Source organism: Rohdeia mirabilis (assembly GCA_007750655.1).
In the GTDB taxonomy this organism is placed as follows: Bacteria; Planctomycetota; UBA1135; order UBA1135.
This window is the reverse complement of record CP036290.1, coordinates 3,607,893-3,633,616: the sequence shown is the minus strand read 5'-3', so window position 1 is coordinate 3,633,616 and position 25,724 is coordinate 3,607,893. Positions and strand designations below refer to the sequence as shown.

Annotated in this window: 20 protein-coding genes and 1 tRNA gene; 10 read left to right on the top strand and 11 right to left on the bottom strand. The window is 70.8% G+C overall.

The features are described from left to right. Nucleotides 1-28: 28 nt before the first annotated feature. Together Pla163_RS13560 and Pla163_RS13555 are read right to left on the bottom strand one after the other, a co-directional pair. On the bottom strand, nt 29-394 hold the full coding sequence (locus Pla163_RS13560; protein ID WP_145189389.1) for a tRNA-binding protein: 366 nt from the start codon (nt 392-394) through the stop codon (nt 29-31). Between the two features lie 11 nt (nt 395-405). Further along, a complete protein-coding gene (locus tag Pla163_RS13555) occupies nt 406-1,197 on the bottom strand; it encodes a tetratricopeptide repeat protein (protein ID WP_145189386.1) in 792 nt (263 codons plus the stop codon). 293 nt (nt 1,198-1,490) lie between these two features. On the opposite strand from Pla163_RS13555, the gene Pla163_RS13550 reads away from it, so the two are divergent. Beyond that, nucleotides 1,491-3,356 carry a lamin tail domain-containing protein gene (locus tag Pla163_RS13550; RefSeq protein WP_145189383.1) on the top strand — a complete coding sequence of 622 codons (1,866 nt, stop codon included), beginning with the start codon at nt 1,491-1,493 and terminating at the stop codon, nt 3,354-3,356. Between the two features lie 31 nt (nt 3,357-3,387). Further along, complete coding sequence (locus Pla163_RS13545) at nt 3,388-4,773, top strand: HD domain-containing protein (RefSeq protein WP_145189380.1); 1,386 nt, start codon at nt 3,388-3,390, stop codon at nt 4,771-4,773. An 11-nt stretch (nt 4,774-4,784) separates the two neighbouring features. Here Pla163_RS13545 and Pla163_RS13540 read toward each other — a convergent pair whose 3' ends face one another. Beyond that, on the bottom strand, nt 4,785-5,480 hold the full coding sequence (locus tag Pla163_RS13540; RefSeq protein WP_419185931.1) for a nitroreductase family protein: 696 nt from the start codon (nt 5,478-5,480) through the stop codon (nt 4,785-4,787). A 7-nt stretch (nt 5,481-5,487) separates the two neighbouring features. Beyond that, complete coding sequence (locus Pla163_RS13535) at nt 5,488-6,696, bottom strand: pyridoxal phosphate-dependent aminotransferase (protein WP_419185930.1); 1,209 nt, start codon at nt 6,694-6,696, stop codon at nt 5,488-5,490. A gap of 156 nt (nt 6,697-6,852) precedes the next feature. Between Pla163_RS13535 and Pla163_RS13530 the strand changes: the two genes are divergently transcribed. Beyond that, nucleotides 6,853-8,886 carry a hypothetical protein gene (locus Pla163_RS13530; RefSeq protein ID WP_145189374.1) on the top strand — a complete coding sequence of 678 codons (2,034 nt, stop codon included), beginning with the start codon at nt 6,853-6,855 and terminating at the stop codon, nt 8,884-8,886. Nucleotides 8,887-9,060: 174 nt separating this feature from the next. Here the strand turns inward: Pla163_RS13530 and Pla163_RS13525 are convergent. Beyond that, nucleotides 9,061-9,147 (bottom strand) — tRNA-Leu (locus Pla163_RS13525). 205 nt (nt 9,148-9,352) lie between these two features. Here Pla163_RS13525 and Pla163_RS13520 point away from each other — a divergent pair. Next, entirely contained in the window at nt 9,353-10,564 is a 1,212-nt protein-coding gene (locus tag Pla163_RS13520; RefSeq protein WP_145189371.1) for a diphosphate--fructose-6-phosphate 1-phosphotransferase, read from the top strand. Between the two features lie 343 nt (nt 10,565-10,907). Next, nucleotides 10,908-12,566: a PDZ domain-containing protein gene (locus Pla163_RS13515; RefSeq protein ID WP_145189366.1), complete on the top strand. Its 1,659-nt coding sequence runs from the start codon at nt 10,908-10,910 to the stop codon at nt 12,564-12,566. A gap of 305 nt (nt 12,567-12,871) precedes the next feature. On the opposite strand, the gene Pla163_RS13510 is transcribed toward Pla163_RS13515, so the two are convergent. Together Pla163_RS13510 and Pla163_RS13505 are read right to left on the bottom strand one after the other, a co-directional pair. After that, complete coding sequence (locus tag Pla163_RS13510) at nt 12,872-13,222, bottom strand: hypothetical protein (protein ID WP_145189363.1); 351 nt, start codon at nt 13,220-13,222, stop codon at nt 12,872-12,874. A 209-nt stretch (nt 13,223-13,431) separates the two neighbouring features. Next, nucleotides 13,432-14,271 carry an HDOD domain-containing protein gene (locus Pla163_RS13505; protein ID WP_145189361.1) on the bottom strand — a complete coding sequence of 280 codons (840 nt, stop codon included), beginning with the start codon at nt 14,269-14,271 and terminating at the stop codon, nt 13,432-13,434. A gap of 418 nt (nt 14,272-14,689) precedes the next feature. Between Pla163_RS13505 and Pla163_RS13500 the strand changes: the two genes are divergently transcribed. The 3 genes from Pla163_RS13500 to Pla163_RS13490 all read left to right on the top strand — a co-directional run bounded on the left by Pla163_RS13500 (nt 14,690) and on the right by Pla163_RS13490 (nt 19,549). Continuing rightward, nucleotides 14,690-16,531, top strand: a complete 1,842-nt coding sequence (locus Pla163_RS13500) for a hypothetical protein (RefSeq protein WP_145189359.1) — start codon at nt 14,690-14,692, stop codon at nt 16,529-16,531. 196 nt (nt 16,532-16,727) lie between these two features. Further along, nucleotides 16,728-17,330: a hypothetical protein gene (locus Pla163_RS13495; RefSeq protein ID WP_145189357.1), complete on the top strand. Its 603-nt coding sequence runs from the start codon at nt 16,728-16,730 to the stop codon at nt 17,328-17,330. Further along, nucleotides 17,327-19,549 carry an IPT/TIG domain-containing protein gene (locus tag Pla163_RS13490; protein WP_145189356.1) on the top strand — a complete coding sequence of 741 codons (2,223 nt, stop codon included), beginning with the start codon at nt 17,327-17,329 and terminating at the stop codon, nt 19,547-19,549. Before Pla163_RS13495 ends, Pla163_RS13490 begins: the two co-directional genes overlap by 4 nt. On the opposite strand, the gene Pla163_RS13485 is transcribed toward Pla163_RS13490, so the two are convergent. Beyond that, nucleotides 19,546-21,219 (bottom strand): glycosyltransferase family 39 protein, encoded by a 1,674-nt coding sequence (locus tag Pla163_RS13485; RefSeq protein ID WP_145189354.1) that lies wholly within the window; start codon nt 21,217-21,219, stop codon nt 19,546-19,548. The two genes, Pla163_RS13490 and Pla163_RS13485, sit on opposite strands and share 4 nt — an antisense overlap. Further along, nucleotides 21,216-22,802 carry a hypothetical protein gene (locus tag Pla163_RS13480; RefSeq protein WP_145189351.1) on the bottom strand — a complete coding sequence of 529 codons (1,587 nt, stop codon included), beginning with the start codon at nt 22,800-22,802 and terminating at the stop codon, nt 21,216-21,218. Before Pla163_RS13480 ends, Pla163_RS13485 begins: the two co-directional genes overlap by 4 nt. A gap of 99 nt (nt 22,803-22,901) precedes the next feature. Here Pla163_RS13480 and Pla163_RS13475 point away from each other — a divergent pair, with 99 nt between their 5' ends. Continuing rightward, entirely contained in the window at nt 22,902-23,372 is a 471-nt protein-coding gene (locus tag Pla163_RS13475) for an SMI1/KNR4 family protein (protein ID WP_145189348.1), read from the top strand. Nucleotides 23,373-23,579: 207 nt separating this feature from the next. Here Pla163_RS13475 and Pla163_RS13470 read toward each other — a convergent pair whose 3' ends face one another. Beyond that, nucleotides 23,580-23,837, bottom strand: coding sequence for a type B 50S ribosomal protein L31 (locus tag Pla163_RS13470; RefSeq protein ID WP_145189345.1), 258 nt, complete (start codon nt 23,835-23,837; stop codon nt 23,580-23,582). Between the two features lie 100 nt (nt 23,838-23,937). Then, nucleotides 23,938-24,243, bottom strand: coding sequence for a 30S ribosomal protein S14 (rpsN, locus tag Pla163_RS13465; RefSeq protein WP_145189342.1), 306 nt, complete (start codon nt 24,241-24,243; stop codon nt 23,938-23,940). A 325-nt stretch (nt 24,244-24,568) separates the two neighbouring features. Between rpsN and Pla163_RS13460 the strand changes: the two genes are divergently transcribed. Beyond that, complete coding sequence (locus tag Pla163_RS13460) at nt 24,569-25,072, top strand: FKBP-type peptidyl-prolyl cis-trans isomerase (protein WP_145189338.1); 504 nt, start codon at nt 24,569-24,571, stop codon at nt 25,070-25,072. Nucleotides 25,073-25,724 lie beyond the last annotated feature (652 nt).

The window sequence follows — 25,724 nt, the reverse complement described above, 5'->3', positions numbered from 1 at the left end:
GGCCGCGGAAGACGACTCGGGCGACGGCTCAGAAGAGCCGGCCGCCCGCGGGCACGTCGCCGCCGGCAGCGTTCGGGTCGGGCACGACCAGCACCGCGTCGCCGTTCGCGTCGGGGACCGCGAGGGTCAGGACCTGACTCGTGTGCGAACCGATCTGACGCGGCTCGAGTCCGACCAGGCACAGGACCTGGCGTCCGACGAGTGCGCTCGGATCGCCGTAGTGCACCAGCCGCGCGAGCGACTTCATCCGACCGAGTTCGGCGCCGAGGTCGATCCACAGCACGTGCGTCGAGTAGCGCCCTTCGGGGAACGCTTCGCAGCGCGCGACCGTGCCGACGCGCACGTCCACGCGCTCGAAGTCGAGAAGGGCGCCGTCGGCGTCGGTCGATCCCATCGCCGCCTGCGCTACTGCTTCTTCAGCGCCGCGAGTTGGGACGCCAGATCCGCGTCGTCCGGGTGCGCCGCCAGACCCTGCTCGAGCACGGCGATCGCCTGCTCCTGATCGCCCGCCTGCAGGTGCAGGTTGCCGAGCAGCACGTAGTTCTCGGCGAAGTCGTCCTGCACCGGGAACTTCTGCTGCTTCTCGATCAGGATCTCGAACTGCTCGATCGCCTTGGGACCCTTGCCCATGATCGGCGGCCAGAAGCTGAGCGAGATGGCCTTCGACTTGCGCGCATCGAGGTGGTCCTCGTCGAGCGCGAGCGTGCGGTCGAAGGCGGCGTCGGCCTTGGACGCCAGCGGCCCGGCCTCGAAGCTCGCGCCGACCTCCTGCAGGCGCATGATGTACGCGACGCCCTCCATGTACTGGGCGTCGGCGTCGGTCGGGTTCGCGGCGGCGTACTCGGAGAGTCGGGCGAGCACCGCGTCGAGTTGGCCCGAGCGGCGCAGGCGATCCATCAGCTCCCAGGCCGCTCCGCTGTCCATCGCGCCCGCGAACAGAAGGGCGATCTCGTCCTCGGGGACCGTTCCGTCCGGCGTCGCGGCGGCCTTGGGCTCGTCGGACGCGGTCTCGATCGGTGCGGCGGGGACGGTGTCGAAGGCGGGCGCGGCCGGCAGGGGCGCGCGCCGCTCGTCCGCGAGGTTCGCGAGCTCCATCGAGAGGCGTTCGATGCGGTCGCCCTGGTCGCGCACCTGGGCGGCGAGCGCGTCGAGCGGCTCGACCCCGGGCGCGGTGCCGATCCCGTCGGTCGCGCTCACACGCGGTCCTGGTCCGGGGCGGCCAGGAGCGCTCCGAGCGCGCCGGCGGCGAGGGAGAGGGTGACGCACAGGGCGATGGCGGAGCGGTCGTTCATGGGATCGAGCGAAGGCGGAACGTCGGAACCGGGGTCGGCGAGGCAGGGTCTAGACTAGCGAGGGAAGCGTGGCGTCGAAGGTCGCCCTTCGAGGATCCGCGACCTACGCGCTCGCGTTCGCGCTCTTCACCGCTGGCGTCGACTTCCGTCTGCACTCCACGCCCGGCCCGCCCCGTCCCACCCGTGTCCGGACCTCCCATGTTCGTGCCCCTCCCGCGCCTCGCGTTCGCGCTCCTCGGCGTTCTCCTCGCGCAGGTCGTTCTCGTCGGCCGCGCCGTCGCCCAGGACCTCGAGATCCACGTCATCGACGTGGACCAGGGCTCGTGCATCTACGTGCAGGGGCCGAACGGAACGCGGGTGTTGATCGACGGCGGCGCACCGGGTTTCGGACCGACGATCACGAGCTACCTGACGTCGATCGGCGTCACCGACCTCGACTACTCGATCGTGTCCCACTACGACGCCGACCACTGCGGCGGCACGGACGAGGTCTTCGCCGCGGGGTGGACTCCGAACGTGGCCGCTTGGGACCGCGGCGACTTCCTGCCGAGCACGCTCACGCAGGAGGTCCAGTACAAGGCCGCCGCCGGCGCGCTGCGCGTCACGCCTGCGGTGGGGGCGACGATCGCGCTCGGCGGCGGTGCGCAGATCGAGTGCATCGCGATCAACGGCCAGCACGCGACCGGGACCGTGACCGTCGTCGGCACGAGCCAGGAGGAGAACGGTCTCTGTCTGGCCGTGCTCGTGCGCCACGGCGACTTCGAGTTCTACGTGGGCGGCGATCTGACGGCGGGCGGCAACGGGACCGCGGACGTCGAGGGCCCGGTCTCGGCCAACGTCGGCCAGATCGACGCGCTGGTCATGAGCCACCACGGTTCGGTCACGAGTTCGAGCACGGCCGCGATCGCCAACTTCGACCCCAGCTTCGTCGCGGTGTCGGCCGGCGTGGGGGCGGGCTTCGGCCACCCGACCAAGACCATCTGCAACCGCTTCAACAGCACGACCAACTGCCGCCCGATCCTGTCGACGACGCGCGGCAACCAGGGCTCGCCGTCGCCGACCCAGGCCGGCGCGTTCACCTCGGCCGACGGCACGTTCGTGCTCGCGAGCGACGGCGTCGGCTTCACCGTGACGACGCCGACCGGACTGGAGACCGCGTACACCTGCCACGAGAACCCCGGGACGACGCCCGCGGCCGGTGACCTCGTCATCAGCGAGTTCCTCGTGGATCCGGTCGGTTCCAGCGACGACTTCGGCGAGTGGATCGAGGTCACGAACACCACCGGCGGCGACCTCGACCTGTTCGGGTGCAAGGTGCGTTCGGGCGCAACCACGATCAACATCGACAGCCACCTGCTCGTGCGCGCGGGCGAGTACGTCGTGATCGGCGTGGACGGCGTGCGTCAACGCAACGGCAACGTGTTGGTCGACATCTGTCTGCCGTTCGAGCAGTTCGCGCTGCCGAACGGGACGGGTTGGGTGGAGCTGCTGACCCCCAGTTTCGCGTCGATCGACCGGGTCGACTGGGGCGGCGCGAACATCAGCGCCGATCCCGGCGTCGCCGACGAACGCATCGACCGTTTCGCTCCGTCCAGCGTCGCGAACTTCACCGACGCCGTCACCGCCTGGGGCACCGGAGACCTCGGGACGCCCGGCGTGGTCAACGACGCCGACGTTCCGCCGCTCGTGGGCACGACGCTGGCGCTGACGACCGTGCCGCAGATCGGCACCCAGGCGATCTTCCAGCTCTCGTCGCCGCAGAACCCCGGCCAGGTCTACATCTTCAACCTGTCGAGCGGAATCTTCCCCGGCATCAACTACCTGGGCGTCACGCTCCCGCTCAACGCGGACGCCGTGTTCCTGTCGTACCTGTTCCATCCGGGCTGGTTCGGGAGCCTCGACTTCAACGGCGAACGGACGATCGCCGTGCCGATCAAGAACAACCCGAACCTGATCGGCTCGGGCGCCTTCTTCGCGTTCATGGTGCTCCAGTTCGACTTCCAGCTCTTCGCCTACCTGCCGATCCAGGCGTCGAATCCCGTGTACATGCAGATCCAGGGCTGAGTCCGCTCGCTCGCACCTCCGCACCCCGTCGATGTCCAACACCTCGAGCCACCACTCGAAGCCCTTCAGCGTCATGCGCGACCCCGTTCACGGGGACGTGCTGTTGACCGCGGAGGAGCTCGCGCTGATCGACACGCCGCAGTTCCAGCGACTGCGCGGCGTCAAACAGCTCGGTACCGCCTACCTCGTGTTCCCGAGCGCGGTGCACACGCGCTTCGAGCACTCGATCGGCACGTTGCACGTCACGCGCCAGCTGATCGCGTCCGTCAACCGCAACTTCGAGCTCGATCCGCGCAACCACCTGCGGATCGCGGACGAGGAGGCGCGCGTGATCTGCCTGGCGGCCCTGGTCCACGACGTGACGCACATGCCGTTCGGTCACAACATCGAGGACCAGTCGGGGCTGATCGCGCGCCACGACTCGGCCGAGCGCTACGAACGCACGCTGGGGGCGCACACCGCGCTGGGGCGCAGGCTCGACGAGTTCGGCGTGCGCGAGGACGTGATGGCCGTGCTCGCGCCGCGCCCCGGTGGACGCGAGGTGCCGCCGTACTGGACCCAACTCACGTCCGACACGATCTGCTCGGACATCCTCGACTACCTGGCGCGCGACGCCTACTTCACGGGCCTGCGACTCTCGGTCGACGAGCGTCTCGGTTCGTACTTCCAGATCGAGCGCAAGAGCGGGAACCTGTACATCGACCTGTCGAAGCGCGAGTTGCTGCGCGAGGACATCCTGTCCGAGATCGTGCGGATGCTCGAGGCGCGCTACTACTTCTCGGAGCGCGTCTACTACCACCACGCGAAGGTGATCGCGGGTGCGATGATCGCGCGCGCCGTCGAGTCGGTCCTCGGCGCCGGTCTGATCGAGGACGACGCCCTGTTCGACCGCACCGACGATTCGCTCCTGTCACTGCTCGTCGAGCGCGCGGAGGCCGGCGAGCCCGAACTCGCGGCTCGCGTGCGCCGGCTCGTCGAAGGCGTGCGCCAGCGCGTGCTCTACAAGCGCGCCGCCGTCTTCCCGCGCTACGAGAACGAGGACGCCCAACGCCAGCTCGTGACGCGCTTCTTCGCGCGCGACGCCTTCGCCGCCCGCCGCGCGGCCGAGGAACGCATCCGCGAGGCCGCGGCGTTCGCCACCGGCCGCGACGTGGACGTGATCGTCTACTGCCCGGCGGCACGCATGCAGCTCAAGGAAGCGGCGACGCACGTGCTCTGGCCGGGCGAACGCGAGCCGCGACCTCTGGGCGAGTACGCGGACCGCGTGCCGCGCCTGGCCGACCTCGAGCAGTCCTACCGCAACCTGTGGAAGTTCTACGTGCTCGCCGACACGGACGATCGTGGAACGCTGGCCGTGATCCAGAAGGTGGCGCTCGAGGAGTTCGAAGGCGCGCGCAACGCCTATCGCGTCGGTTAGTCGGCGCGCCCCTACGGCCGGTCGATCACGCTCTTCTCGAGCGGTTCGCGCCGGCCCTCCATGAGCTGCGCGGGGAAGCCGTACCAGAAGATGCCGACCACGTGCTCGGCCATCGGATCGATGCCGAGCAGTTGATACAGCTCCGGGTGACGCGTGACCGGACCGGTGCTCCACTTCGAGCCGATGCCGCGCGCCCACAGCGCCAGCATGAAGTTCTGGGCCGCGCAGCAGCAGGCGGCGTAGTCCTCCTGGTGGCGCAGCGGGTCGTCCTCGTTGACCGGCGCGGTCAGCAGCAGCCAACCGGGCAGTTTGAGCCAGCGCTCGAGCTTCTTGCGCGCCGCCTCCTCACCCTTGGTCTGGCGCACGGTGCGCGCGTTGAGACCGCAGATCTTCTCGATCGTGCGCCGTCCCGGCCGGTACCAGCGCCAGGGCGTCGTGTGCTTGTGGTTCGGCGCCCAGCGGGACAGGTCGAGGGCTTCGTCCACGAGCGCGCGCGGCGGCAGTTCGGGGCGGAACTCGTGCACGGTGCGGCGACCGCGCAACAGACCGTCGACCGCGGCCAACGCGTCGCCGTCGAGCGCGACGAGGCGCGGTTCCTCGGCCGCGTCGCCACCCTCCGTGTCCGCCGGACGCGAACCGTCCGACTTCGACGCCTGCTTCTTCCGCTTGCCGTCCTTGTCCATGGAATCGCCCCCGTTCGCGCGCACGCTCAATCTAACAGGCCGTGCCGGAGAGCAGACCGCGGCGCTCGGCGAAGCGGCGCAGGCGTTCGAGGGCGGACGCGATGCGCTCGTCGGACAGGACGTAGGACAGTCGCACGTGGCGCGGGGCTCCGAACGCGCTGCCGGGGACGAGGACCAGGGCCTCTTCCTCGAGCAGGTCCGCGCACAGCTGTTGCGCGTCCGCGGCTCCGGCCAACCACGGCGTCACGTCGGGCAGCACGTAGAAGGCGCCGTGCGGCGTGGGGAACGCGAGGCCGAGTTCGCGCAGGCCTTCGGTCAGTCGGTCGCGGCGCTCGCGGTAGGTCGCGACCATCCGTTCGACCTCGGGCGGCTCGGACGCGAGCGCGGCCAGGTAGGCCGCCTGGGAGATCGCATTCGGGGAGCCGGCCATCTGGCTGCCGATCTTCGTCAGCGCGACGATCGCCTCCTTCGGACCGGCCGCGAACCCGATGCGGTAGCCCGTCATGCAGAAGGCCTTCGAGGCCCCGTCGACGATCACCGTGCGTTCGAGCGCGCGCGGGTCCACCTCGACCGGCGAGCAGAACGGGCGCTCGCCGTACACGAGGCGGCGGTAGATCTCGTCGCTCAGGATGACGAGGTCGTGGCGCACGGCGATCTCGACGGCGCCCGCGATCTCGTCGCGGCTCCAGACGTAGCCGGTCGGGTTCGACGGCGTGTTGATCCACAGGGCGCGAGCGCCGCGCGCCGCTTCCCGTTCGAGGGCGTCGAGGTCGGGACCGCCCGTCGTGCTGCCGCCGTCGACCGCGGGCGGGGGAGCGACGGGTACGGGCTCGAGGCCCGCGATCAACGCCATCTCGTCGTAGGAGAGCCAGCCCGGTTGGGGCAGCAGCAGCCGGTCGCCGGGATCGAACAGGGCGAGGCACGCGGTCGAGAGCGCGTGCTTGGCGCTGTGGCCGATCCAGACCTGCTCGGCCGCGAACGGGACGCCGCGCGTGTCGGAGAGGTGCCGTGCCACGGCCGCCCGTAGCTCGGGTGTTCCCGCCGCGGGCGTGTAGCGCACGTCGCCGGAGCGGACCTTCGCCACCGCGGCTTCCTGGACCACCGGCGGCGCTGGGAAGTCGGGCTCGCCGACGGACATGTCCACCACGTCGCGGCCGCTCGAGCGCAGCTCCTTGGCCCGTTGGGAGAGGACGAGAGTGATGGAGGCCGAGGCTCGCTCGGCGCGTTGCGAGACCCGCATGCCCGACAGGATACGGACGCGGACGCCCGACGGCATCCGTCGGCGGGAGGGAAGACGGGAAGCCGGAGCGCGTCTTGGGACCCCGCCGTGCCACCCCGTATGGTCCTGGGCCGCCGGCGTGCGCCCCGTCCACGCGCCGCTCGCTGCCAGCCGCCCATGAAACGCTTCCTGCGCCCCGTCCTGATCGTCCTCGGAGTCCTCGGATTCACCGGGTACTTCGCCTTCTCGACCTTCCTCTTCAGCCCGATCGAAGGGGACTACGAGTTCGACGTGGCCACGCTCGTCCCGCGGGACGTGGACATGTTCGCCGCGCGCGCCGACCTGGTGGGCGCCTTCGACGCCGAGCTGGGCCTGCGGCGGGCGAAGGACCTGGCCGACGGGCCCTTCGGGCAGCTCGCCTCCGAGCCCGCCTTCGCCGATCTCGCCACCAAGTACGCCGAGTTGCGCGCGACGATCGCCGAGCAGCTCGCGCAGCTGCCGGTCTCGACCCACCCGTTGGCGGCGTTCGGCGGTTCCGATCTGGGCGTGGCGGCGTACTTCGATCGCGACGTCCCCGGCGGCACCGAGTGGGTCGCGCTGGGCCGCTGCAACTGGGTGGGCAAGGCCGCCTACGCCGCGCTGGAGCGGCCCGGTCTGTTCGGCCTGGACGCGCAGGGCTTCACGGCCACGAAGACCGACGGCGTCATCGCGCTGAGCGGCGGCGAACTCGTCGAGCCCCTGTACTTCACGCGCATCAACGACGTGATCGTGATCAGCAACGGTCCCGACCTCCCCGCGACCGCGCGCACGCTCGAGCGCACCAAGGGCCAGGAGTCGTTCTTCGTCAGCCCGCGCTACCACGACGAGATCGCGAAGCGGGCGAGCGACAGCGGCGACGACCTCGAGCTGTTCGTGCGCTCCGACCACTTGCCCGAGCTGCTCGGCGTGGAGGGAGCCTTCCCCGACCCGCGCAGTCCGGACTTCATGGAGGCGCTGCTCGGACGACTCGTCTCGCTGGGTGCGGTCTCCGAAGTGGCGGGCACGCTCGCGCTGGATTCCGGTCTGGCCGCACTCGCCCTTGGAGGCAGCTGGGACATCAGCGCGCTCACCGACGATCAGCGGCGAATCTATCGACGCAAGGCGGTGGATCAGCGCACCGTCGTGAAGCGCGTGGGGCAGCTCGCTCCGGCCGACGCGTTCCTCGTCGTCTACCTGGACATCGATCTCGGCGAACTCCTGCGCCAGATCGTGAACTCGGCCGAGCGCGCGATGATCGACAACCTCGAGACCGAGATCATTCAGCCGATCTTCGGCTACGCGACGATCGATCCGCTCATCTCGGACCTCGAGGCCGCGTTCAAGGACCGCATCGCGATCATCATCGGCCCGAACCGCTATCCGCTGCTCGAGTCCGACGCGCCCAACGACGGGCGCGCGACGCTCGCGTGGGCGATCGCGCTGTGGGTCGACGACGTGAACCTGCTCTACAGCACCGAGCCGGGCCGCGCCGCGTTGCTCAACCGACTCGAGGATGCGCGCAACGCGCCGCGCCTCGGTCTGCAGGGGCGCGACGGCGCGCCCGGCATCTACACGAACAAGGGCGAGGGCGGCTTCCCGCTGACCGAGTACTGGTCGCCGTTCGTGACGGGCACCGGCCACGTGGCGACGGGCGTCTCACAGGACGTGTTCGTGGTGACGAACAACTTCCGCATGATCGGCGAGTTGTTCAAGGGACTGGCGGGGAGCGAGGAGTCGACGCTGGCCGGTCGCGACGACTTCACGGCGATGATGGGCAGCGGACTGGACGCGATCTCGGCCATGGTCTGGATGGACCCCGCGGCCGTGCGGGGCGACCTCGAGAAGGTGCTCGTGCAGCGCGCCCAGGACGACGTGCTCTCGCTGATCGACTGGGACGTCGAACGCCCGCGCATCGAGAAGAAGCTCCTCGCCCAGCACTTCCCGAACGAGGTCTGGGGCAACCTGTCGTCGCTCGAGGTGGGGGCGCAGCTCGAGACCTTGGTGCTCGACGAGATCGACGTCTTCCGCGAGCAGTTCCGAGCCGAGCACATGCCGAAGATGGTGGAGGACATCGACCGCCACCTGACCTACCTGGCCGGGATCGAGCGCGCCCTGGTGGCACTCGAACTGGCGGACAAGGAGTTCGAGATCGACGCGCGCTTCGTGCTCGACTCGAAGGCTTCGAAGCCCTGAGACCTGCGGTGGGGCGCTGGCGGTTCGCTCCTGCCGCCGGCGCGCAGCATCTGGTCGCCGCTCGCGCGCAGCTTCCCGTGCTGCCGCATCCCCACCTTCTCGATCGACCGCTCTCGATCGACCGCCGCCAGCACCAGGTCCGGCGGGGGAGAGAAGCCTGCGAGGAGAGATGTGTGGTGCCCGAGACTGGAATCGAACCAGCACGCCCGTGAGGGCACCAGATCCTTAGTCTGGCGCGTCTACCAATTCCGCCACCCGGGCACCGAGGGTGTCGCTGGCCTCGAAAGCACCAGCGAGCGCGGCACTCTACCAGTGCCAGGGCGCGGGTCAAGCCCGCGCCGCGCCGCGTTCCTCACCTTCGGGGCCGGCGGGACGTGCGAGCCCAGGGCTCGAGCACTCTCCGCGCCGCCCCCGCCCCCTCCCGCGTCCGCGACGCGCGAGCGACCACGCACCCTTCGAACCACCCGTGTCCAAGCGCTCCGGCTCCCTGCTCGTCGGCCAGTCCGGCGGACCCACCGCCGTCATCAACCAGAGCCTCGTCGGCATCGTCGAGGCCGCTCGCGGCCGCGCCGAGGTGCGCCGGGTGATCGGGGCCCGGCGCGGGATCCAGGGCCTGCTCGAGGGCGATCTCGTCGACCTCTCGGCCGAGGATCCGGCGCACCTCGAGCGGGTCGCGTCGACGCCCTGCGCCGCGCTGCGCTCCGTGCGCAAGAAGCCTTCCGAGGCGGAGTGCGGGCGCGCGCTCGAGCGCCTGGCCGAACTCGACGTGCGTTGGTTCTGCTACATCGGCGGCAACGACACGTCGGAGACGGCGCACCTGCTCGCCGAGGCCGCCGATCGCGCTGGCTACGAGCTCGGTCTCATCCACGTCCCCAAGACGATCGACAACGACCTCGAGGTCACCGACCACTGCCCGGGGTATGGCTCGGCGGCGCGCTTCGTGGCCCAGGCGGTCATGGGCGACAACCTCGACAACCGCTCGCTCGGCGGCGTCAAGATCGACGTGATCATGGGGCGGCACGCGGGTTGGTTGACGGCGGCCAGCCTGCTCGCGAAGCGCTTCGAGGACGACGGACCGCACCTCGTCTACGCGCCGGAGGTCGAGGTCGATCCCGACACGTTCGAACGTCAGGTGGTCGAGGTCTACCAGCAGTACGGCCGCTGCGTGGTGGCGGTCTCCGAAGGCATCCGCGCGCCCGCCGGCCGCACCTGGTACGAGTCCGACGACGTGGACCAGCACGGCAACATGACCCTGTCGGGCTCGGGGGCGCTCGGGGACGTGCTGGCCGTCCACGTGAAGCGCGCCCTGGCCCGCATCGGCGTCGAGAAGGAGCGCGTGCGGGCGGACACCTTCGGCTACCTGCAGCGCGCGTTCGTCGGCTGCACCTCCGAGGTCGACGCGCTCGAGGCCCGCGAAGTGGGACGGCGCGCCGTGGGGTACGCGCTCGACGGAGGGCCGGACGGAACGGTGGTCATCGAACGTCGACCCGGTCCCGGGTACGCCGTGGACTACCGCCTCGCGCCGCTCGAGTCGGTGGCCGGACACACGCGCCTGTTGCCGGAGGCCTACCTCCTCGGGCCGGGGCGGATCGATCCGTCCTTCTGCGACTGGTTGCGCCCGCTCGTGGGCGCGCTGCCGGACGTGGCGCGGCTGCACGACCTGCCGCTCGGCTCGTAGGTCCGCGGGAGCTGGCGTTCGGCCCGCGTTCGAGCGCGCGCCGGGTGCCTGGGATCGGTTCCGCCACCAACGTGCCGAAGAGGGGTGCGTAGACGCTCGCCGCGCGAGTCGGTGGACCGACCCCTCGCGCGCGCCGGATCGACAGCCCGGACCCACCGACACCTCGGTGATCCGGGCTGCCGTCCGCCGATCCGGACCGATCGCCCGCCCGGGCCGGTACGCCTCGGCGCCCCGGACACCGGAGCGAGGCTCCCCGGACACACGATCGGCAGCGCCACCCACCATTCACCGCGGACCGCCCAGCTTCGAGCGGATCGCCTGGACCCTCACCACGACCGACGCCATGCTCAGCATCTTCGCCATCGCACTGCTCGCGACCCCTCAGGACGCCCTGCGGCCCATCGACCCCAGCTCGTCGATCGTGCCGTTGAACCTCCCGGTCGCCTCCAAGGCCCAGGACGGCGCCTTCCTCGGCGTCGGTCTCCTCCCCGGCAACGGGGGAGTCTCGTCCGTCGTGCCGGGCTCCGCCGCCGACGACGCGGGGCTCGAGGTCGGGGACGTGATCCTCTCGATCGGCGACCGCCAGGTCGCGAGCGGCTCGGAAGTGTCCGAGGCGATCCGCGCCCACTCGGTGGGCGACTCCGTCGCGATCGTGTTCCGCCGCGGCGACGAGCGCATCGAGCGCGACGTGGTGCTCGGCTCGCGCGCGGACGCTCCGCGCCTGGTCGAACTGGACCTCGAGGACGTGACCGACGACGAGAGCGACCTGTTGACCGAGCTCGGCTACCTGTTCGATCCCGACCTGTTGGACCAGTTGATCGACGTCGGCTACGCGGACGCTCCGAGGCGGGCCGAGCCGAAGGCCGACGAGCCCGGCTTCATGGGCGTGTCGATCGGCGCGGCCGAGAACGGCGTCGCCATCGTCGACGTGAACGCCGGCGGCCCCGCCGAACGCGCCGGACTGCGCAGGGGTGACGTGGTCGTCTCGGTGGACGGGACCTCGGTGGACTCGGTCGACGGCCTGGTCGAACTGCTCGGCGGCACCCGTTCGGGCCAGCGCGTCGAACTCGTGATCAACGGCGAGGGCGGCACGCGCGTGGTCGACCTCGAGCTCGGCTCGCGGGCCACCTCGACGCCGCGCGTCGTCGAGTGGAGCGACGAACGGTTCTCCGATCCGGCCGTCGACCCGGACGGGATGGAACGGGAGCGCCGCGAACGCGACCAGCTGGACATGGGCGCCGTCGACGACGTGCGCCGCGAGTTCGCCCAGCGCGTGTCCGAGATGCGCCGCCGCCACGCCGAGGAGGAGGCCGAACTGCGCGAGGAGTACGCCGAGACCCTCGAAGCGATGGGCGTGCGTCCCGAGCGGCTGGAGCGCCTGCGCCTGCCCCAGATGGGCGGCTTGCAGCGCATCGAAGGCAGCGGTGACGGTCCGCGCTCGATCCGCATCGGCATGCCCGGATTGCTGCAGGGCGGACCGTTCGACGACGGTTCCGACAACGCGAACGAGTTCCAGCGCCAGCTGCGCCAGCGGATCGCGGAAGGCCTGCCCCGCGGACTTCAGCTCGATCCGAACATGGGTGGCGGTCTGCGCGTGCTGATCGACGAGGACTTCGACCTCGATCGCTTCCCCGGACTCGGTGCGACGCCGCGCGGCGCTGCGCCCCAGGGACTCGGTGGCGGTTCGCGCATGCAGCAGGGTGAGCAGCAGCAGATCGAGATCCGCGTCCTGCCTGACGGCCGCCGCATCGAGAAGATCCGGCGCGGCGTGATGGGGCCGGACGGGAACTGGAACTGGACGGAGGAGGAGATCGAGCGCCCGGCCGGTCAGGACCAGCAGCAGGACGAGTTCTTCTTCGCGCCCCGCGGACGGTCCGGCGCCGGTTCGGCCCAGGGCCACGGCGCGTCCACCGACATCGCGCGCGAGATCGAGGCTCTGCGGCGCCAGCTCGAACAGCTCGAGCGCCGCAACGAGCGTCTCGTCGAACGCCTCGGCAACTGAACGACGGCCGACGGGCGCCTCGACGCGGGCGCGCTCCGGACCCACCAGCGCCCGACCCCACGAACCGTGGAGTCGGGCGCTGGTTCCGTTCCGGGCCCGCCGTTTCGCGCGCGAGGCCGGAACTGAACGAGTGGTGTGATTCGCTCTGTCGAGGTACTTCGGCGTTCCGGAGGGAATGCGATGCGTGGCACAGGCGACTCGCCCCCTCTTCCATGGGCACCGGGCTCTCGAGTCATGGAGGAGGCCCGACGCGGCAGCGCGCCCGTACGGAACGCCGCAAGGCCTCGACAGAGCGGATCACACCACTAGGGTGCGCGGTCGTCCGGCGCGTCGCCCTCGGACTCGCCGTCGAACGGCTCGCCGACGCCCAGGCCGTGGGCCCAGCTCTTGAACCAGCTCGGCGGGTCCCACGCGTGCAGCGTCCCCGCGATGCTGACGAGCGCGCGCTCCTCCTCGAACTCGCGTTCGCTGCGGCGCCGACGCAGGCGATCCGCCTCGCGCGCGAACGAGCGCTCCACCAGACCGAGCAGGAATCGTCGACGTTCGGGCGGCGAAACGAGCGCGCGCCGCAGGATGGGCGACAACCGACGGCCGAACTCGTGCGAGACACCGAAACGGCTGCACAGCTGGTCGAGGTCGGCGTCTTCGGGGCTCATGGCGCGGGCCTCGGACGCGACGGCCGAGCGGACACGCGCGGTCCACGGCGCGCGGGCGACACAGATGTCGAACCCAGCGCGGTGCACCGTGGACGGGGAGGCGTGAGGACGTTCGGGAGGGACAGGAACCGAGGGCACCTAGAAGCTACCCCGCTGTCGGGGGCCGTGCGGTCGGTCCTGGTGCGTGCGGCGCGGTGCCGCCGCAGCCCTCAGTGCTCCTGGCGGTTGCGCACGCCGTCGACCACCTGGGCCGCGCGCGCGCCGTCCAGCCCGAGCGGCCCGAGGGGCAGGCCCTGGACCGAGTCGAGCGACTCGATCTCGGGGTTCTCCGCGAGCCGGTGGGCGATGGCGTTCGCCATCGCGACGACGGCGGCCGCCGGCTCGTCGCGCACGAGGGCGAGGATGTTCTCGTGGTGGCGTCCGATCGCGTTCACGAGGACCTCCGGGAGGCCCCAGCGTTCGGCCACGCGCGCACCGACGGCGGCGTGGTCGAAGCCCAGCTCTTCTTCCTCGACCTCGAACAGCGGGCGACCGGTCTTGCCCGAGATCTTGACCACGTCGAGGTACTCCTTCGTCAGGTTGTCCAGGAGGACGACCTTGCCGATGTCGTGCAGCAGACCGCAGGAGTAGAACTCGTCCGGGCCGAGCGCGAACTCCTGGCCCGACGTCCGCATCAGCTCCTGGGCCAGGCACGCCGTGGTGATCGAGTGCTCCCACTGGGCGTCGAGATCGAAGCCGCCGTGCTTCGACAGGTGGTCGAACTGCGCCATCACGGCCGCTTGGAGCACGATGTTCTTGAGCACCCGCAGGCCCAGCACGCTGGCGGCGTGTTCGGTCGAGACGACCTTCTCGCGCAGGCCGTAGAAGGCGCTGTTCGCGATCCGCAGGACCTTCGTGGCGATCGGGGCGTCCTTCGCGATCTCGCGCCCGAGGTCCCGCAGCCCGATCTCCGGATCGGCCATCATCCGGTTGATCCGCTGGACGACGGCAGGGAGCGTGGGGATCGAGACTTGGTTGCCGAGCGCCTGCTCGAGGAAGTCGGATCGCATGGGCGGGAGGGGCGTTCGTGAAACGTCGATGAAGCAGGACCGGATCGGGGCAGTCGGCGACCGCCGGAGTGGACGTCGCGGGCCTCGGGGGGGTGCTATCGGGCGTCCAGCCGAAGGACATTGACAGGAAGCGCGAACTCCTTCGAAACCGTGCCTCTCCTGGCCCCGTCATAGGGTGCGGGCGAGCTAGACTGGGGCACGCTCGGGTCGGTCCCCCTGGCCCCCGAACCTCGAAACTTCGAACCTTCAAGACCGTCGGGCCGTGGGCCGTCAGGCCTCGCGACCCCGCGCCGTGCTCGGCCGAGCACGTGCCGCGACGAAGCGGCGGATCCCTCCGGGGTCCGCTGCGCCCGAGACCTGACCTGTGCGTCCACCGTCATCGAGTCGTCCCAGCTCGAGACCCGTTCCCACTCGAACCATGCTTCGCAACGTTCCGACCAGTTCCGACGCCCGTTCCACACCGGTGCGCCTGCTCACGGCAGGAGTGTTCGCTCTCACCGTGGCCGGTCACGCACACGCCCAGTTCCAACACCCGACGCCGCTGCCCGAAGTGCTGCTCGTGAACGACGCGTTCGGTTCGAGCACCGGCACCACGTCGCTCGACCTGTACGAGGACCAGATCTTCCGCCTGGCCGACTTCGACGGCGACGGCCTGTTCGAGAGCGTGCTCGAGACGAGCCTCTTGTTCGAGTTCGGCAAGAGCCCGAACAAGAACAAGAGCTGGGGGATCGAGGCGGTGCGCAGTCGCATGGAGAACGGCGTGCCCGTCGTCTACTTCACGAACGGTCGCAACCCCGAGGCGTCCGGGAGCTCGAAGGTCGCCGAACTCTGGCGCGGCTCCGACGTCGACGGCGACGCGTTCATCGACGAGTCCGAACTCACTCTCGTCGGCGATCTGAAGGCGATCCTCGGTGGCGACCAGACCATGCAGGGTCTGGCGGTCTGCTCCTCGGGATCCGTGTGGGCGGCGACCGACTTCGGAGGGGGAGGGCTCGTCCGCTTCTTCAATGGCAGCGCCACGGTCCTGGTCGACGACGACGACGGGCCCTTCAAGGTCCCCGGCAAGTTCGGGTCGCCGGTCAACATCGACACGGACGACTTCACCAAGATGACCACCTACGGCGACGATGGCGTGCTGGTCTACAGCGACGGCTATCAGAGCGCCAAGGACGAAGCGGTTCACCGCTTCCAGGACCTCAACGGCGACGGGGACATCCTGGATCCGAACGAGGCCGTGTGCTTCTTCAACGCGACGGGCGCGAACACGGCCCTTCTTCGGAACCCGGACTTCGGCACGACGTTGCCGAGCATGGTGGTCAACAGCTCCCAGAACGGCTACTGCTGGTTGAAGGAGATGGCCACCATGACCGAGCCGCTCGGTGGCGACACCGGTGGCACGCAGGAGTCCTACTTCTTCGCCAGCACGTCCTCGAACACGAGCGCCTTCGGCATCAACCAGGCGGGCCAGTTCGTGAACGGCCTGGTCTTCCGCGCGGTCGACAAGAACCTCAACGGCCACGTCAACGACACGGGCGAGGTCAACCTGTACTACGACGGCAGTGGGGACGCGGGATCGGCCGAGCAGCTCGACAAGATCCTCGGGATCGACACCTACGAGCAGAGCCTCATCCTCTTCTACCTGCGCGGTGGTGGAAAGGCCGTGATCCTGTTGACCGACCTCAACGGCGACGGCGACGCGATGGACGCGGGCGAACGCCTCGACGTGTGGGACGAGAACAACAGCTCGGACCAGCCCTGGAACCTGTTCTTCTTCGGCATCGCCGCGGCCGCGTTCGAGCCGGGCATCCTGCCCGAGCCGACCAGCCGCCAGGCCACGCTCAGCGGCACCGGCTGCGCCCAGTTCGGCGGCCGCGTTCCGCGCATGTCCGCCCAGGGCGAGTCGCGCATCGGATCGCCCTTCTGCCAGCTGCAGGTCTTCGACGCACCGCCGAACTCGTTCACGTGGCTCTTCCTCGGCGCCACGAACACGTTCTTCGGACAGCCGTTGCCGGTCGACCTCGGTGTGGTCGGACTCCCGGGTTGCACGCTGTACCAGGACCTCGCGTTCAACTGGATCCAGCCGACGAACGCCGACGGTTTCGCCAAGCTCGAGATTTCGCCGGCCCTGCAGTTCGGCGAGCTCGCCGGCTCGATCCTCCACTTCCAGGCGGTGACCGCCGACGGCCTCGGCGTCACGAACGTGCCCGAGATCGGTCTGACCCAGCTCCTCACGCTCGAGATCCTCGGCCCCAGCAACTGAGGCCGGCCGGCGAGAAGCGCCGCCCGAGCGGACCACGCGGCCCGTCCCCCTCGATCCGAGGGGGGCGGGCCGCGGTCGTTCCGAGCGGCTCGGGTGGCAGAGGTGGCACCCGCGTGCCCCGCCCCTCGGCCACGGCGCAGGCGAGCGGGCCGCCGCGGCCGATAGCGGGACGTCCATCCTGCCGTCCTCCGCTTCCATGCCGATCGAACGCTCTCTGGCCGCGGCCGTCGCCGCTGGCCTCCTCCTCCTGTTGCTGTACCGCTACGACGGTGCCGCCGACCGCGCCGACCCCCGCGCGGCCACGGCGGAGCAGCTGGACCTCATGGGCCTCGTCGAACGCGCCCAGCTGTGCGTGCGCGGCACGGTCGTCGAAGCCGTCGGCCGCAGCGGCGCGGACGGCGTGATCGAGACGGTCTACCGGTTGCGCGTCGACGAACGGCTGATCGGCAGCGGCGGCGACATCGAGACCTTCTCCCTGCCCGGCGGCGTCCTCGAGGATGGCAGCGGCATGGTGATCCCGGGCCTCGGATCGATGGGCGTCGGCGAAGAAGTGCTGCTGTTCCTGACGGGGAGCGACGAGCGCACGGGACGGCGGATGCCGGTCGGGCTCGAGCAGGGGCGCTACAAGATCGTGAGCGGCCCGGACGGTCGGCGCCTCGCGATCGGCGGTGGCGCACGTTCGGCGATCGAAGGCGAGGCGGCGTCCGTGATGGGTCACGCGCGCGTGCTCGACTTCCAGGAACTGCGCGCGCGCATCGAGGCCTGCATGCAGCGTCGCGCGCAGGAGTCGGGCCGATGAGCCGCACGTTCACGGCCCGGGTGGCGGGGCTCGTGGTCGCCGGAGCGCTGGGCGGGCTCGCGCTCGGTTACATCCCCCTGCGGCACCAGAGCACGGGCAAGGCGCTGTACTGGTCCAACGGGTCGAACATCTCGGTGGTCCTCTCGAGCACGGGTTCCGACGACCTCGCCCCCGGCGAGCACGAACCCGCGCTGCGCCTCGCACTCGAAGCCTGGAACCAGGTGCCGGGCTCGTTCGCGCGCATGGTCGAGAACGACGACCCGCTCCAGCAGGCGCGCTCGGACTGGGCGGCGGACGACCTGCACCTCGTCCTGTTCGACGAGAGCAACAGCTCGGGCTACTTCCCGAGCGGCAGCGCGACCGTCGCGATCACGCCGGTCTGGTTCCAGGGCAACGGCCGCATCGTCGACGCCGACATCCTGTTCAACGGCTCCAACTTCCAGTTCACGACCAGTGGCGTGCCCGGGCGCTTCGATGTCCAGGACGTGGCCGTCCACGAGTTCGGCCACCTGCTCGGCTTCGACCACTCGCCGGTCGTCGGCTCGAGTCTCTTCCCCTACGTCACTCCGGGTCTCGTCCTGCACCGCAGCGTGGCGAGCGACGACTGGATGGCGACGCGGGCGCGCTATCCGGACGCCGCTCTGGCGCGGGTGAAGGGCCGCGTCGTGCGCGCCGACTCGAGTCCCGTGGTTCGTGCGCACGTGGTCCTGCGCGATCTCGAGGGCCGCACGGTCGGAGCCGCGCTCGCCGACGGCGGCGGCAACTTCGCCATGGAAGGGGTGCTGCCCGGCGACTACCAGCTGTTCGCCACGCCGCTCGACGGACCCGTCACCGCCGCCAACCTCACGGGTGCGCCGCCCGTCGACATCGACTTCCAACCCACCTCGCTGGCGACCCTCGCGGTGGTGGGATCGAACGACGTCCAACTCGGCGATCGCACGGTCCTACCCGATGCGGCGATCGTGCTCGGACGGTCGTTCGACCCCTTGCCTCTGCGCGCGACGATCGGCGCCGTGAACAACCACGTGCTGCGCGGCAACGGGCTCGTGGCCGGTGCGAGTCTCACCGCCGCGGATCCCGACGTCGCCGTCACCGTGCTCGGCTGGTTCGGGACCTCGGTCAGCTTCAGCGTCTTCGTGCCATCCGGAGAAGCTCCCGGACTCGTGGACCTCGAGGTGACGAACGCTTTCGGCGAGCGCTCACTGCTGCCCGGTGCGCTCGAGCTCACCCCGGCGGATCCGGTGGTGAGCTCCGTCCATCCGTCCGTCGCGAATGCGAACGGCGGCAGCTCGGTGACCGTCGTCGGGAGCGGCTTCCGTCCCGGCGCGAGCGTCGTCGTCGGTGGCGTCATCCTGCGCGACGGCGCGCCCGGCGAAGCGACCGTGGTCGACGAGAACACGATCCAGTTCGTACTCGGCGCCTGTCCGGCCGGGACCTACGACGTGGTCGTCATCGACCCCACCGGCGTCGAGGGCCGTCTGGTCGACGGCCTCGAGGCCGGCGGAGTCCCGACGATCGAGAGCGTCTTCCCGACCGCTGGTTCGGCGCTCGGCGGGACTCGCGTCGCGATCACGGGGGCGGGATTCGATCCCGGTCTCGCCCTTTCCATCGGCGGCGTGTCGCAGACCGTCGTCGCCGTCTCGTCGACCGAGATCGAGTTCGTCACGGCATCCGCGCCGGCGGGAGGTCCGTACACCCTGACCGTCACGAACCCGAGCGGGCGGGCGGACACGGGCGCGTTCACGTTCACTCCGCTCGCGGATCCCAAGGTCGGCGCGCTCGACCCGATCAGTGGGCCGGCGACCGGGGGCGAGTGGGTGACGCTCACGGGGGAGGACCTGCGCAGCGATCTCGAGGTCCGCTTCGGCGCCGATCCGATGACGGGCCAAGGGGGCACCTTCGCACCGTCGACGTACCTGGTCGACTCGTCGACGTTGATGGCGCTCACGCCCGCGGGTGGGGGAATCGTCGGACTCGTCGTCGAGGACCCCAACACGGGGCAGGCGGCGGCGCTACCCGGTGCGTACACGTTCGAGTCGTCCGGTTCGAGCGGCGGAGGGTGTGGCAGCCTGGCGCCGACGGGCGGACCGGGTGCACCGTTCATGCGCGACCTGTGGTGGGTCGCACTCCTGTTCGCGCTGTGCGGGCTGCGCGTGGTGTTCGTGCGCCGCGAACTCGTGCTCGCAGCGGGACGCCACCCCGTGGCCGGTGCGTCCTAGGGCGCCGGCGTCGCGCGGTACAGCCGACCTTCGGTCCAGACCGCGGGCGCGCCCGTGAACGCCTCGATGTCGCGCTCCACCGTCGCGGCATCGGCCGCCATCTGCTCCGAGTCGGGCTCGAGCGGCAGCAGGATCCAGACCGGGCGACCCGTGAGACCCAGCGCGCTCTGCAGGGCGGTCGCCGAGTCGTAGTCGCCGGGCGTGAAGGGCAGGAGCGTGCGCCAGGCGTAGTACGAGGTGGCGATGGTCAGTCCCAGGCGGGCGGGGTACCAGACCACGGCACCTTCGGGCACCAGCTCTTCGACGTCGAGAGCCGCCGTGCGCGGCAGTGGCGCGCGCCCGTCACCGTTCGTCGTCCCGCCGGCCTCGGTCGGCGCCGACACGTCGAACGGACCGGGAGCGCGCAGTTCCTCGAGGTGCGCGCGCGACACGTTCGTGGCGGCCGCCACGAGTCCGGTGGCGACGAGGACCGCGAGTCCGGGACCTCGACGCGGACCGATGCGGCGCCCGAGCCATTCGAGCGCGAACACGACGGCCAGCACGAAGGCGGGCGCGGCGTTCAGCATGAAGCTCTCCTGCGGATCGCCCGTGTGTCGCCAGTACAGCACCTGCACGCCGAGCGCCGAGGCCGCGAGCGCGACCACCGCGCGCGCGAGTTGTTCGAGCGGCGCCGCGTCGCGCCCTCGCAGAACCCTTGCGAGTGCGAGCACGAGACCGATCGCGGCCACGGCGGCGAGCGCGACGCCGAACGACCAGTCGACCGCCTCGAACTGCGCGGCGAGCCAACGCGCGGGGGGCAACTCGCCGTTCCAGCTCGGCGCGAGCAAGGCTTCGAGGCGCGCGAAGATCGACGGCGAACGCGCGCCCACGACGTCGCGCACGGCGCCGCTCGCGAGGACGTGCGGCACCAGAGCGAGGCCGGCGGCCACCGCGCCGGCCACCGCGGCGAAGAGGCGCGTCCCACGTCCGCACACGAGCGCGATCGCGGGCACGAACAGGATCGGCGCGTAGGTGACGAACGTGCCGAGTCCGCACGTGACGCCCGCGGCGACCGCGAACCTGCGCCGACGCGCTTCGGTCGCCGCGCTCGCGTCGCCTTCGGGAGCGCGCGAGAACGTCGCGAGCAACAGCGCGGCGCACACGAAGGCCACCGACGGGTGTTCGTAGTTGACCAGTCCGGCGAGCGCCATGCCGATGGGGAGGTTCGCGCTCAGCGCCAGCGCGATCAGCCCGCCGCGCCGACCGACCAGGCGCCAGGCCGCGGCCGCCAACGCGAACCAGCCGAGCACCTGCAGCAGGAAGAACGGCGCGCGCACCGCCGCTTCCGTCCCCGGCGGCACCGGACCCGGACGGTCGTCCCAGCCCTTCGGACCGAACAGACGCAGGCTCGCCAACGCCACGTGCGGAACGAAGCGCGGGTGGTTCGTGTACACGTTCCATCCGGCGGGGTCGTCCGGCGGATCGATCTGCGCGAGCGGATAGCCGTGGGTCGGCGACGTCCCGAGCGCCTGGTAGTTCACCGCCGAGCCGGCGAAGAACGCGCCCTGGAAGCCGTCGAAGCCGCGGTCGAACTCGCCGCCGACCACGGGCAGGTGCAACAGCAGCCCGACCACGCAGATCGCCGCGAGCAGTCCGTCGAGCAGCGCGTCCAGAAGTCGATCGCGGCTCATCGCGACGCTCCTCCCAGGGCGGGCGGCAGTCGGTAGGCGACCAGCGCGCCGCCGGTGTCGAGGGTCTCGAAGTCGACCAGTTCGACCAGTCCACTCGCGAGAGGGGCGGGGACCTCGACGGCGCCGAGGCCCAGGAAGGCGGCCAGGCGCCGGTCGAGCGCGACCAGCACCGAACGTCCTGCTTCGCGGCCCGTCCGCGCGCGCGCGACCACGTCCGCGGCGAACTCGGGAACGTGCGATCCGCTGCCGTCCACGAAGTCGAGCCCCTGCTCGGCTGCGGCGTCGCGTGCCGGACCGAAGCGCCGATAGCGTTCCCGGGCGAGCGCGAGTTCACCGAACGGCTCGACCGTGACGACCGTCGCGCCACCCTCGCCGCCGGCCTCGAGAACGCGCCGCGCATCGTCGGCGAGACCGCTCGTGCGCAGCGGAACCACGAGGCACAGGGTCGCTGACAACTGGAACGCAAGAGCGACGGGCACGAGTCGCGGGAACCCGTCGCCGCGCGACCAGAACCAGCCCGCGATCAGCGCGAGCGGAACCAGGTGACCGACCGCGTACTCGATGTTCGACGGCTGGAACCAGGCGAAGAAGACGAAGCGCACGAGGAGGTGCGCGCCCAGTCCGAGGACGAAGCGCGACGACGAAGCATCGGCGGGCGAGTGGCTCCGCGCGAACGCGACCGCCAGTGCGACCAGGTGCACGAGCACCGCCGCGCTGGCCAGCACGCGTGCCGCCGACAGCGCGTCCGTGCGGTGCACGCCGAACGCGACGGCGTCGAGCGTGAGGACGCCGTGCACGAGTCCCGCGAACCACAGCGCGGGCCGCTCGGCGCTCGCACTCCACTCGGGTTGTGCGGCCACACCCACGAGCCACGTGGCCGCGTCCGTTCCGGCGGGCGTCGCCGCGAAGCACAGCGCGTAGCCGAGTGCGGACGCGAGCCCCGCCACGAGCACCGGTGCGAGCGCGCGCGGGCCGAGGACGACGAGGGGCACGATCGCGACCAGCACGGCGTCCTGGCGCACGAGCGTCGCCAGCGCGAGGGCCGCGATCAGCCGCAGGTCGCCCGTGCCCTCGGCCGCTCGAAGGCGCCGCAGGACCTCGAACAGGACCCAGGTTTCGGCGGCGGCGGCGGGGGCGTAGGTCTCGCCGACGCCCGCGTAGAGCCACAGCCCCGAGCTCGTCGCCAACGCGAAGCCGACCAGCGTCGCGACGGGCCCAGGTCCGCACAACCGGCGGGCCGTGGCGGCGACCAGGGCCACCGTCAGCGCGCCGCCGAGGGCCGAGATCAGCGTCTGGGCCATCAGCGCTCCGGCGTGGTCGTCCGCGAGCAGTCCGAGCGCGGTCCCGATCAGAAACAGGCCGCGGGCTGCGAGGTGGGGGAGCAGGTGGTTCGCCAGGAGCAGCCCCGCCCCGTCGCCCGACGCCACCGCTCCGGCGTAGTGGATCGCGTCGTTGCCCAGGATCTGGCCGTCCGTGGTGGGCCCGAACGTGGCCGCGTAGAGAACGGTCAGGATCCCCACGAGCAGCGCGTTCCGGGCCCAGGCGGGCGCGCGCGATGCGCGGGGGTCCGAGACGGTGGCCATGCCCCCCGATCCTACCCCTCTCGTCGGGTGCTCCCGCTGTTCGGAGCGCGGTGCGTCACGGCCTCAGGCGCTGCGCGGGACCGTCCGACAAGAAGAGCCATGTACTCCCCGCGACAGGTCCTCGCCCGTTCCGTGCGCGTCAGCGTTCCGGATCCGCTCATGGCCGCTCCCACCGAGGTCGATCTGGCCAGCGCCGAGCGCGCGCTCGGACGCTGCCTGCCCGAGAGCTTCCTCGACTTCCAACGGGTGATGGGGGGCCGCGGCCTGTCGGGCGTGACCGTCCTACGCCTCGCCTCCCACGCGGACGACGCGGCGAACCTGATCGAGGTCAACCTGCGCTGGCGCAGTCCGCGCCACGGCTGCGGCCTGCCCGCCGACGTGGTCGCCTTCGCCGCCGACGGAGCGGGGGACCTGTTCTGCTTCGACCTGCGCACGGGCGTGGCCGAACCGCCCGTGGTCCTGTGGGACCCGACCCTCGACCCCGAGACGAACCTGACCGACCTGCGACCGCAGTTCAGCTCGTTCATCGAGTGGCTCGAGGCCGAGCTCGATCTCACGGCCGCCGCCTGACGAGCGCTTCGGCGACGAGCGACCGCCCACGCCGAGAGGCCGCTTCGACGTCCACGTCGAAGCGGCCTCTCGTGTGTGTGCTGGCGCCTGTTCGGAGTCCGGCCTTCGGAGTCCGGCCTTCCAAGACCGAACGTCCCGCGACCGATCGATCGACCGACTCGGGCGGGGAACGGCTTCGATCAGGCCTTCACGCCCGACCCATCGCGATCAGTCCTTCTTCGCGCCCTTCTTGTAGCGCTGACGGAACTTCTCGACGCGGCCCGCGGTATCGACCAGCATCTTCTGGCCGGTGTAGAACGGGTGCGACGCGCTCGACACGTTGATCTTGTAGAGCGGGTACTCGTTGCCGTCCTCCAGCGTGATCGTGTCCGTGGTCCGGATGCACGAGCGCGTGAGGAAGTTGGTGTCCGAGGAGACGTCCTTGAAGACGACCGTGCGGTAGTCGGGGTGGATGTCTTTCTTCATGGCCTTGATGGTCTGGCGGGGGAGGGTCCCGTCGCTGGTTGGTGGGTGCCGTCCGGCCGAGCGCCGAGCGGATCACTCGTGGTCGTGCTCGAGGAGTGGACTACCAGGAAGCCTTGCGGACCCCGGGGATCTGTCCGAGCAGCGCGAGCTCGCGGAACTTGTTCCGGCAGATGCCGAAGCGACGGTAGTTGCCGCGCGAACGGCCGGTGATGGCACAGCGCAGGTGGAGGCGGACCTTGGACGAGTTGTTGCCCAACTTCGCCAGCTTGAGGTACGCGGCATCCTTGTCGTCGATGTCCGCTTCGGGATCGCGGATGATCTTGGTGAGTTCGGCGCGCCGGTCGGCGGCGAGTTCCACCTTGCGGCGACGGTGCTCTTCTTTGGCGATCAGGCTCTTCTTGGCCACGGTGTTCGTTCCTTCAGGGGGCCACGGGTCCGTCGCGGCGCCCGGTCGTGGGGCGCGGCGGCGAAAGGGGCCGGGCTTGGGTGGTCGATCGAGGGGCGTGGACGCCCCGTGGGACTCGCGACCGATGGCGTCCGTGGACACCGCTTCGGAGCACCGCCCGAGGGGGCGGGAACGGTCCGCGGGCCAGCGCTTCGCAGTTGCGAGCCGAAGAGTATGCCGAGCCGTCCCCGGCCCGTCGAGGCCGAGGCGCCCGGTTTTCCGGGCCCCAGGCCACCGGGCCCGGTAGCATGCCGCGCTCCACAACCCCCTCCTGGACCGCTTTCCCATGCCCTCCACGCCCCAAGCCATCGCGGCCGGCCACGCCGTCGCCATCTACTACACCCTGACGGACGACGCCGGCCAGGTCCTCGACACGAACAAGGGGCAGAAGAAGCCCCTGGTCTACCTCGCGGGCGTCGGGAACATCGTCAAGGGCCTCGACGACGCGCTCATGGGGGCCGTGCGGGGCGAGACGCGCAAGGTCGACGTGGCTCCGGCCGACGGCTACGGGGAGTGGACCGAGGAGGCCCTCGAGACCATCCCGCGCTCGGCCTTCCCCCCGGAGGCCGAGGTGGTCAAGGGAGCGGTCTTCCACGGCCAGACCCCGGACGGCCTGCCGATCCAGGTCCGCGTCCACGAGGCCGACGGCGACGAGGTCAAGGTGGACAAGAACCACCCGCTCGCGGGCCAGACCCTGCACTTCGAGGTCTACGTCTACGGCATCCGCCACGCCACCGAGGAAGAGAAGCAGCATGGGCACGCGCACGGTCCGGGCGGGCACCAGCACTGAGCATGAGAGCTGCAGCGCGAAGCGCTGCTGCGGCATGGAGCTGTCCTGCGCGATCGTCCCGCCCGGCCCGTGCTTGCTGTTGGCCCAACGGCTGGCGCCGTTGGCGCATCGCCCGGGCGGGCACCAGCACTGAGCTTCGATTGAGCAGCGCGAAGCGCTGCTGCGGCATGGAGCTGTCCTGCGCGACCGTCCCGCCCGGCCCGTGCTTGCTGTTGGCCCAACGGCTGGCGCCGCCTGTGCATCGCCCGGGCGGGCACCAGCACTGAGCTTCGATTGAGCAGCGCGAAGCGCTGCTGCGGCATGGAGCTGTCCTGCGCGACCGTCCCGCCCGGCCCGTGCTTGCTGTTGGCCCAACGGCTGGCGCCGTTGGCGCATCGCCCGGGCGGGCACCAGCACTGAGCTTCGATTGAGCAGCGCGAAGCGCTGCTGCGACACGAGACGGGTCTGCGCGACCATCCCGCCCGGCCCGTGCTTGCTGCTGGCCCAACGGCTGGCGCCGCCTGTGCGCCGCCCGGGCGGGCACCAGCACTGAGCTTCGATTGAGCAGCGCGAAGCGCTGCTGCGGCACGAGACGGGTCTGCGCGACCGTCCCGCCCGGCCCGTGCTTGCTGCTGGCCCAACGGCTGGCGCCGCCTGTGCGTCGCCCGGGCGG